This window comes from Microcystis sp. M53603_WE2 (genome assembly GCF_030065435.1).
Genome location: NZ_JASJFF010000012.1, coordinates 1 through 5,617, shown reverse-complemented (window position 1 = coordinate 5,617; position 5,617 = coordinate 1). Strand labels below are relative to the sequence as shown.

Here is a 5,617-nt window from a genome sequence, read left to right as displayed (position 1 = left end):
TGAATGATGAACTATGACTAGGGAGCTAGTTAAGAGTGGATTAGAGATGAAGATTGATTGAATGAACCAATCATAGTTAAGACCGTTGGAAAAGAGGGTCTGTAGGCGCACGGATTTTCCATTATGAATATAGTATCCTGTCAAGCTGCCTTTGTCAAGAGAAATTTTGACAACATCCAAAAAAACGTAATTGTAGGGGTAATTCATGAATTACCCCTACACCTATTACCCAGTCCAGTAGGGTGCGTTAGACGGCCAAAATTTCCGCTTTAACTTCAAGCTAACAATCCGTCGTAACGCACCACCATCGACTGTGGTTGAATTGATAACTGATTACTGCTCACTTATAACTGATTACTGATAACTGATAACTGATAATAACCCTTGAGCGCCAAAACGGACAACATCGGTACAAAATAACCCCGTTTCCTCCCGCACAGTTTCTATAGCTTTAACTGCCGCCTCCGGACTAAGATGAAAAGTATTTAAACTAATCCCCTTTACCTTCACCTCCCCGAAACTTCCCCCGGCGCTGGCAGTCATTTCGTAGAGTTTAATCACTTCCGTTAGGGGAGGGATGAGAATATCTGGTAAATCCTTGATATGAATTTGTCCAGCGCGATGGACGAGAATTAACCCCGTTGGTTGACTGCCACGCATTAAGGGCAAGGTAGCAGTGGATCCAGGGTGTAAAAGAGAGCCTTGACCCTCAATAAACAAAATATCGTTATTTTCTGCCGATTCTAACACCAAAGCCTCGATCGCACCAGCAGCATAATCGACGCGCACTGCATCCAAGGGTACACCTTTCCCCGCGATCATAATTCCCCCCTGTCCAGTGGCTAAAAATTGCGATTTTAGCCCTTTTTCTGAGGCTGCTCGATGTAATTCGATGCTAGTGGACATTTTGCCCACACTCATATCCGTCCCTACCGTTAGAATACGCTGACAGGTTAAATTTTTCGCCCGCGCTTGCCCAATTTTTAAGTCTTGGGGTTCCAGACGGATATCCCAAATCCATTGATCCGGTTTAAGCTGAGAAAAAAGGGGTTTTAGGGGTGTATGGAGTCCATTAACGAGGGATAACCCTGCCCTTACCCCCTCTTTGATTTCTTCTAGCCAATGGGGTGGTAAAATGCCTCCTGAGGGTGCGATGCCAATTAACAGGGTATCGGGATGATAGGTTAGAGCTTCCCTAACAGTAGCAACAATCGGCAAGGGGCGATCGATTCCAGCCACTTCTTTTAAGGCGCTGCCGGCGCTTTCTGCGTCAATAATCGCCACTACCTGCGCTTTTCCGTAACGCAGATAACTTAATCCGGTTTTGCCGCGAGTTCCTTTGATTCCTTCGTGGAGAAGAATCGCTACTTTCTTGTCAGGAGTCAAATAATTAGTCATCTTCTGTCCGTAAACTAACACCCAAACCGGGTGAATTATTTGGTTGTAAACGTCCCCTTTCCAAGCTTAAACCCGTAAAGGGATCATCGCGTAAATTTAAATGACTATCTAGGTCAAGATAGTTGACAAGCGGGCCAAGATGTGCTAGGGCAGTATTGGCTAAACTGCTATCAGAGTAACATCCGAACATAATTTGCAGTCGGCAAGCTTGGGCAATATGAATCATTCTTTGCACTTCGGCTAATCCACCAGCTTTCATTAGTTTAATATTAATGCCGTGGACTCGATCGGCCAGTTTCGGGATATCTTGACTGGAAAAACAGCTTTCATCGACGAAGATAGGTAGGGGCGATTTTTGGTATAAATCGATTAAATCTCGTTCTTGTCCCGCAGATAGGGGTTGTTCCACATAAATAACGCCTTTTTCCTCTAACCATTGGCACATTTTCACCGCATCGCTCAATTTCCAACCACCATTAGCATCGACAGTTAGGGGCAAATGGGGGACAATTGCTTTAATAGCCAGAATTATAGCTCGATCGGCTTCTGTACCGTCCGGTGAGCCTAATTTGACTTTTAATAAGCTAAAATCGCCGATTTCTAGCCAATCTAACACCCTCTTACCCACATTTTCTGGAGAATTTAAACCGATAGTAACAGAAACCGGCGGAATTAAAGAGCGATCGAGTCCAAAAATTTGCCAGAGAGGTAAATTAGCTTTTTTGCCTAACCAGTCGTGCAGCGCCGTGTCAATAGCGGCACGAGTAGCCGAAGATATCTGATTTTGCCATAAAATTTTCTCAATTTCTTGGCGTTGACAGGGGTGAAAAGATTGTAAAAGAGGAGCGATCGAGTTTAATTCTTGCAGGATTTTATCGGGTTTTTTCTCCTCACTGGTAATATCAAAAGGGGATGCCTCTCCCCACCCTTCGATATTTTCCTCGCTAATTTGCAGCCAAATATTAGTATTTTTACTGGTAGTGCCGCGACTAATCCTTAAAGGTACTCGTTTATGAATAGTAAAAGTTTGCCAGTTTAGCAGCATAATTCACCTCGGGATGATCGGGGAATAGGAACAGAAAAATTATCTACACTTACCCAAATCCTTACTTCTGTCCACTCTCCCCGCAATCATACAACTTCCGGCGGTGTTTTTCGTCAAAGACAAAATATGATAGGCTAACCGAAGGTGTAGGCAAGACGGCTGCGGGTTAGGAAATGGGATGAAATAGGAGTGAGTTAACCAAAATCAATGATTAAGAAAAAGATTTCTTACTGGGTAAATGGAGGTATTGCCCTCATTGATCGCTATCTGATCAGCCAACTACTACCCCCATTTTTATTTAGTGTTGGTTTATTTGCCTCTTTGGGAGTAGCGATCGGCAATCTTTCCGATTTAGCTAATCAGGTAGTTGATGCGAATCTACCCCTCGCTTCGGCCCTAGAAATTCTCCTGTTAAAAGTGCCAGAATTTGTCACTTATTCCCTACCAGTTTCTCTTTTGCTGGCCACTTTAATCACCTACGGTCGTTTAAGTAGTGATAGCGAAACCGTTGCCCTGCAAAGCTGTGGAGTCACTCTTTACCGTCTTTTTATACCCACTTTTTGCCTGAGTTTAATAGTGACAGTGGTGACATTTTTATTAAATGAATATGTGGTTCCCAATGCTAATTATCGAGCCACAGAAATTTTAGTTCAGAAAATTAATAAAGAGGCAAGTTTTTGGAAAAATAAAGATTTTTATTATCCCGATTATGAAATAAAAACCCTAGAAAATGGTACGATTAATCGCAATTTAAGAAGTTTATTTTATGCCGAACAATTTGACGGTGAAAAAATGAAAACTGTCACCGTTATCCGTTGGCAAAAAGAAGAATTAAATCAAATTATTATCGCCGATTCGGCCCGTTGGAATGCCGTCGATAACGTCTGGGACTTTTTTAACGGCATTATCTATGAATTAACCCCCCCTAACGCCTCCTATAGCCAAGTTATCCCCTTTAAAGCCGAAAAAATCGCTTTATCTCGCTCCGCTTTCGATTTTGCTCGTCAAAGCCGCGATCCCTACGAGATGAACATACCACAGGCGATCGAATATGTGCAACTGCTCAAACTCAGTGGCGATGAGAAAAGAGTCAGGTTTTTTCAAGTGCGAATCCAGCAAAAAATCGCCTTTCCCTTTGTCTGTATCGTCTTTGCTACCATTGGCTGTGCCTTGGGTTCTCTACCGCAAAGAATTAGTCGGGGAACCAGTTTCGGTCTCAGTGTCGCCATTGTTTTCCTCTATTATCTTTTAAACTTCTTAGTGGGCAGCTTGGGACTAACCGCCACCCTCTCCCCCTTCCTAGCTGCCTGGCTGCCTAACTTTTTCGGTTTTGGGTTAGGTCTGTGGTTATTATGGCGACTTAACGGTTAGACTTTTTTGAAAATTTTCGTCAAGATAGGAGACGTAGAGTTATAGCAGGCCCCTTAGTCTATGTTTCCCTTCTTCTTTAACACTTGTGGCAGCACTTCCCGTCAAGAATGTCAAGAGCGTAAATTAACATTCCTCAAATGGATGCGCGACGACCTCGAAACCCGTCTAGCGGGATTAAATGCCGCTATCGAAACTATCGAGCGTCAAATCAGTCGGGAAGGTCAATAAACCCTGAAAATAGGCGAGTTTTCCCCTCGCCTTCTCCCCACAATTAGCTAAGAGAGATAACTTGACAGTTGTATTCGCCAAGAGGGATAATAGGAGTTTGTGTGAACTTTAGCTAGACTAAAATACCTTGGCTAACGTTATTGTAATCGGCGCTCAGTGGGGCGACGAAGGAAAAGGAAAAATCACGGATCTGCTGAGTCGATCGGCGGATGTGGTGGTGCGTTCTCAAGGTGGCGTAAATGCGGGTCATACCGTCGTCGTCGAGGGTCAAACGTTCAAACTCCATCTAATTCCCTCTGGGATTCTCTACCCGGATACGGAATGTATAATCGGCTCAGGAACAGTCATAGATCCCTCGGTGTTACTCAAAGAGATGGCGCAATTACACGCCCTCAATGTTACCACCGACAATCTCTATATCTCGCAAACGGCTCATGTCACTATGCCCTATCATCGGCTGCTCGATCAAGCATCCGAGGAAAAACGGGGTAAATATAAAATCGGCACCACGGGACGGGGTATCGGCCCCACCTATGCCGACAAATCCGAGCGCATCGGTATTCGAGTCATCGACTTGATCAATACCGAGAATCTGCGGCAAAAACTAGAATGGACGATCAATTATAAAAACGTCATTTTAGAAAAGTTATATAACTTACCGCCTTTAGATGCGAAGACGGTGATCGAGGAATATCTAGAATATGCCGAGAAACTGCGTCCCCATGTGGTCGATAGTTCCCTAAAAATCTACGAAGCAATCCGCAAGCGTAAGAATATTCTTTTTGAAGGGGCCCAAGGCACCCTACTCGACCTCGATCACGGAACCTATCCCTACGTTACCTCCTCCAATCCGATCGCTGGGGGTGCTTGTGTGGGTTCTGGCATTGGTCCAACGGTAATCGATCGAGTGATCGGTGTGGCCAAAGCTTACACCACTAGGGTAGGTGAAGGTCCATTTCCCACGGAATTAGAGGGGGAGATCGAGCAGTTATTATGCGATCGTGGGGCGGAATTCGGGACTACCACCGGCCGTCGTCGTCGCTGCGGTTGGTTTGATGCGGTGATCGGTCGTTACGCGGTGCGAATCAATGGTTTAGACTGTCTAGCGATCACCAAATTAGATGTTCTCGATACCCTAGAGGAAATCAAAGTCTGTGTTGCCTACCAATTGGACGGCAAAACCTGTCGCCATTTGCCCAGCAGTGCGATGGAATTCGCCCGTTGTCAACCGATTTACCGAACGATGCCGGGGTGGCAACAACCCACCAGCGATTGTCGCAGTCTGGAAGACCTGCCCAAACAGGCCCTCGATTATCTAAAATTCCTGGGGGCGATCATGGAAGTACCGATCGCTATTATCTCCCTAGGAGCTAGTCGCGACCAAACCATCATCGTTGAAGACCCCATTCATGGGCCAAAACGCGCTCTTTTGGACGAAAATGGCTCGCCTTGGGATAATTACGAATTTTAAATCATTGCCAAAGAGGATTAGTCAACTATGCAAGTTAGCGTTGAATGTCAAAAAAGACCCGAAAATATTAACCCCAGGGCCCTACGTCGTCAGGGTTTGATCCC

Annotated in this window: 6 protein-coding genes and 1 pseudogene; 4 read left to right on the top strand and 3 right to left on the bottom strand. The window is 45.0% G+C overall.

All coding sequences use genetic code 11. The annotated features are described in order from the left end of the window. The 3 genes from PX481_RS00290 to PX481_RS00280 all read right to left on the bottom strand — a co-directional run. A partial coding sequence (locus PX481_RS00290) for a hypothetical protein (RefSeq protein WP_288093039.1) occupies nt 1–207 on the bottom strand: 207 nt, incomplete at its 3' end. A gap of 147 nt (nt 208–354) precedes the next feature. Further along, entirely contained in the window at nt 355–1,398 is a 1,044-nt protein-coding gene (locus PX481_RS00285) for an N-acetyltransferase DgcN family protein (protein ID WP_288093036.1), read from the bottom strand. Beyond that, nucleotides 1,391–2,443, bottom strand: a complete 1,053-nt coding sequence (locus tag PX481_RS00280; RefSeq protein WP_002759247.1) for a dipeptide epimerase — start codon at nt 2,441–2,443, stop codon at nt 1,391–1,393. Before PX481_RS00280 ends, PX481_RS00285 begins: the two co-directional genes overlap by 8 nt. A 207-nt stretch (nt 2,444–2,650) precedes the next feature. Here PX481_RS00280 and PX481_RS00275 point away from each other — a divergent pair, with 207 nt between their 5' ends. The 4 genes and pseudogenes from PX481_RS00275 to PX481_RS00260 form a co-directional block, all read left to right on the top strand. Further along, nucleotides 2,651–3,814 carry an LptF/LptG family permease gene (locus tag PX481_RS00275; RefSeq protein ID WP_288093033.1) on the top strand — a complete coding sequence of 388 codons (1,164 nt, stop codon included), beginning with the start codon at nt 2,651–2,653 and terminating at the stop codon, nt 3,812–3,814. Between the two features lie 60 nt (nt 3,815–3,874). Continuing rightward, a complete protein-coding gene (locus PX481_RS00270; protein WP_002759244.1) occupies nt 3,875–4,042 on the top strand; it encodes a hypothetical protein in 168 nt (55 codons plus the stop codon). A 127-nt stretch (nt 4,043–4,169) separates the two neighbouring features. Next, nucleotides 4,170–5,513 (top strand): adenylosuccinate synthase, encoded by a 1,344-nt coding sequence (locus PX481_RS00265; RefSeq protein ID WP_288093030.1) that lies wholly within the window; start codon nt 4,170–4,172, stop codon nt 5,511–5,513. Between the two features lie 27 nt (nt 5,514–5,540). After that, nucleotides 5,541–5,617 (top strand): annotated as a pseudogene (locus PX481_RS00260) (50S ribosomal protein L25); the annotation flags it as partial.